2 protein-coding genes are annotated in these 4,023 nt (G+C 75.8%); both read right to left on the bottom strand.

Annotated elements, in window-relative coordinates; translation table 11 throughout:
- Positions 1-729 (bottom strand): transglycosylase domain-containing protein (locus tag BKE38_RS25850; protein WP_408887435.1); only part of this gene is annotated, 729 nt, incomplete at its 3' end.
- A 77-nt stretch (positions 730-806) separates the two neighbouring features.
- A partial coding sequence (locus BKE38_RS25845; protein WP_278247649.1) for an alpha-2-macroglobulin family protein occupies positions 807-4,023 on the bottom strand: 3,217 nt, incomplete at its 5' end.

The raw sequence follows: 4,023 nt of genomic DNA, 5'->3' as shown, positions 1-4,023 counted from the left end.
CAGCCGCAGCACCAGGCCGAGATCCTCTGGCCGGCGCGGCGCCGCGGGCAGGCGGAGCGCCGCCAGCTGGGCGCGGGCGGTCGCCGTCTCTTCCGGCGGGATGGCGCCCTCGGCCACCAGCCGGTCCAGCGCCAGCAGCCCGCGCGCCCGCGCCCGTCGCAATCCCTCCGGCCGCCAGGGATTGTGCAGGCTTGGCGCCTGGGGGATGGCGGAAAGGAACAGGATTTCCGCCCAGCCGAGGTCGCCGGCGGGCTTGTCGAAATAGAGCCGCGCCGCATGGCCGATGCCGTGGCTGCCATTGCCGTAGGGCACCAGCCGCAGATATTGCGCCAGCACCGCCTCGCGCCCATGCCGCGCGGTGAGCAGCAGCGCCGCCCCCGCCTCGATGCTTTTCGACCACAGCCCGCGCGGCGCCGGGCGCTGCAGCCGCACCACCTGCATGGCGATGGTGGACGCCCCCGAGCGCGGCCGGCCGGTCAGGTTGCCCCAACCCGCGCGCAGCACCGCCAGGGGATCGACGCCGGGATGGTCGCGGAAGCGGCGATCCTCCAGCGCCAGGGTGGCGCGGGCCAGGCGCTCCGGCGGCGGCAGGGCCCAGAAGCCGTATTCCACCCGGTCGCCGATCTGGTGGCCGAACTGCGCCAGGAAAGCGCCGTGCCGGTCGGTCAGCCAGGGGGTTGGCTCGGGGGCGGCGAGGTCCGACCGGCCGATGCAGGCTGCCAACCACACCGCCCCCAGCGCGCCCAGCCCGACGCCGCCGAGGCAGCGCGCCGCCGCCTTGGCCAGACGCCGGGCGAGGCGCCTGTTCAGGGCGCGATCTCCACCGCCGCCCCCGCCGAGGCGCCGTAGAGCGACGGCTGGTAGAGGGCCTCGGCCTCGCCCGGCGGCTCGGTGAAGCGGCCGGCGACCTGGGCGCGCAGCCGCACGGCGATCTGCACCGTGCCCTGCGGCAGGCGGGTCCAGACCGCGGTCAGCGCCTCGTCGCCCTGGCGCTGCCAGTCGGGCGGCAGGCTGGGCTGCAGGCTGAGGGTCGCCTCGGCCGGGGCGGTGGCCAGCGCCGGGTTCAGCGGCTCGAAGCCGGCGGCGAAGGGCAGGCGCAGCGCGACATGGTTGCGCGGCTCGGGGTTGACCAGCTCGGCGCGGGCCTCGACCATCTCACCGGCGGCGAGCCGGATGGCGCCGTCGGGGCCGGGCTGCAGCCGCTCCAGTGGGCCGCCGCCGGCGGGCACCCGCCACAGGCTGCGGCTGACGACGAAGCCCTGCAGCACCGGCTGCGCCTGCGCGCCGGGGGCGGCGGCCAGGTAGCGCCGCGCGGCCAGTCCCAGCAGCGGCGCGCTGCCGCGGTTCTCCAGCCGCGCGGGGCTCGGACGGTCGGTCGACCAGGAGATCAGCGGGGTGGCCGCGTTCAGCACTCCCTGCCGCGCCTCGCCGCCGAGCTGGGCGGCGACCGCGATCTCCGCCGAGCTCGCCGTCCAGCCGGCCGCCAGCGCCCGCAGCGCCGCGGCATCGGCATTGGTGTTGCCCCAGCCATTCCTGCCGCCAAGCCGCAGCAACCCGTCGCGCAGCGGGGCGAGGCGGGTGTCGCCGGGGGCGGCCCGGGCCACGGCCAGGGTCACGAAGGCCAGTGCCCGCGTCTCCGAGGGCAGCACCGCGGCGCTGCCGCCGGCCCCGTCCATGCCGGTGTAGACCAGCCGCCCGTCGCGGCTTTCCAGCCGGATCCGGCGCCAAAGCTCGGTCAGCAGCCCCGGCAATTGCGCCTGGCTGTCGGCGGGCAGCGCCGCGACGGCCGCCACCGCCTGGGCCAGGCTTTCGGTCGGCATCAGGGTGGCGCGGCGGGCGAGCTCGGCGGCATAGGCGGGTTCCAGCTTGCCGGCCTCGGCCAGGGCCAGCAGGGCGGCGACGCGCTCGCGCAGCTCTTCCCCCGCCAGCAGCCGCGGATAGTCGGAGCGCAGCGCGCGCCCCAGCACGGTCGCCATGCGGTCGAGCAATGCGGCATCCACCGCCTGCCCGGCGGCGGCGGCGGCGGTGAGGAAGCGGAAGCTCTCCGCCGTCAGCCACACGCTGCCGCGGGCGCGCGGCCAGAGGGCGACCAGCCCGTCCTCGTCGGTGGCGGCGCGGATGGCGGCGAGCGTAGAGGCCGTGTCGCGGGCCAGCCGGTCCTCCAGCCCCGCCGAGGCCAGCAGCGGCGCGAAAGGCGCCCAGGCGAGGGACGCCGAGGCGCCGGCCAGCCGCTGCTCGGTGCCGCCCCAGCGATCGGCGCGCAGGGCCGCGAAACCACCGAGGATGCGGGCCACCGCCGGATCGGCCGAGGCCGACAGCCGCGCGGCATAGCTGCCCGGGCGCGGGGCTTCGGTGGGCGCCGGCCAGTCGGCGGCCTCGCCGGGGGCGAGGGCCAGCAGCTGCTGCTCGCGCGATGGCGGGCGGTCGGGATGGATCGGCAGGGTCAGCTCGATGGCATCCCCCGCGCCATCGGCCTGGCGCCGCAGCAGGAAGCGCAGCGGCACGCTGCCGGTGGCATTGCCGGGGACGGTGAGCGGCAGCGTCAGACGCGTCGGGCGGCCCTCGTTCCAGGTGAAGGCGCGGTCGGCGGTCGGCGAGCCTTCCAGTCCGGGCGCGGAAACGCTCAAGGAACCAGCGCCGGCCGGGCCTTCGATCAGGCGCGCGATGACCGCGGCCTCGAAACGGTCGCCGGGGCGCAGAAAGCGCGGCAAAGCCGGCTGGGCGATGACCGGCTGGCGGATGCGGATCTCGCCGGTGCCGAAGCCGAAGCGGTCGGCGCCGCTGACGGCCTTGGCCCGCATGCGGAAGACCGTGAGGCTGTCCGGCATGGTCACCTTGAAGCGGGCGACCCCGTCGGCGCCGACGCGCACCCGCGGCAGGTAGACCGGCACCGGGGAGAAGTTCCGCCGGACAGAAATGCTCTCCTGGCCCCATTCCTCCTCGGCGCCGCCGCCGCCCGGATTTTCGTCCAGCGGGATCAGGCCGAAGGGCAGGCGGCGGGTGTCGTGGGCGATCATCAGCGAGGGGCGCTGGCGGATGAAGGCGGGCAGCGGGTCCAGCGGCGCCTCCCGCGCCAGGCTGAGCACGGCCTGGTCAACCATCCAGAAGGCGGCCTCGCCGGCTATGGGGCGGCCATTCTCGTCGGAGAGGCGCAGCACCACCTCGACCTCGGCGCCGGGGCGGATGCTGGCCGGCGCCTGCAGCGCCACCTGCAGCCGGTGCTGCACCGGGCTGACGGCGATGCGCTGGCTGGCGGCCAAGGTCAGCGGGCGGCCCTGGTCGAAGGGCGCGGTGGGCGAGGGCGGCGGTCCCGGCAGGCGGCCGCGCATCAGCAGCACATGCGCCATCAGCCCCGGCATCTGCAGCCGGCGGATCGGGATCGACGCCCGGCCGACGCCGCCCTGGATCTCGACCCAATCATAACCGAAGCGGCCTTCCGGCTGCTCGGTGACGACCAAGGCGCGGGCCTCCTGGAAGGGGCTCTGGATCAAGAGCGTCGCGGTCTCGCCGGGGGCGTATTCGGGCTTGTCGGTGGACAGCGTCACCGTCTCGGCCGGCGGGCGCGGCCAGGTGGTGGCGCCCTGGCCGGCCATGAACAGGTCGACGGTCAGCACCTGGCGACGGCCCAGCCGGTCAACGGCCGAGAACTCCACCAGATAGACGCCGGCGGCATCGGCCTGGAAGTCGAGCGGCAGCGGCGCCGCCGTGCTGGTCACCTGCCGCTCGGTCACCAGCGTGTCGGTCTGCTGGGTGACATAGCGTGCGGCGCCCTGGCTGAAGTCGCTGGCCTGGAGAACAGAGACCCAGTCGCGGCGGATCAGCCTGGCGGTCACCGCGACGCCCGGCTGCGGCTGGCCGGCCGCGTCGGTCACCAGCAATTCGGGGGCGATCCGGCCGGGCTGGGCGAGGTAGCGTTCCTGCTTCATCCCCAGCACGAAGGTGGGCAGGGCCACGACATTGCGGGTCGCGCGCACCTCGATGTCGTCGTCGCCGGTGACGGTGGCCTCGATGCGGTAGCGGCGC

Origin of the sequence: Teichococcus deserti (genome assembly GCF_001982615.1) — a bacterium.
Lineage (GTDB): Bacteria > Pseudomonadota > Alphaproteobacteria > Acetobacterales > Acetobacteraceae > Pseudoroseomonas > Pseudoroseomonas deserti.
This window is presented reverse-complemented; position numbering and strand designations above follow the sequence as displayed.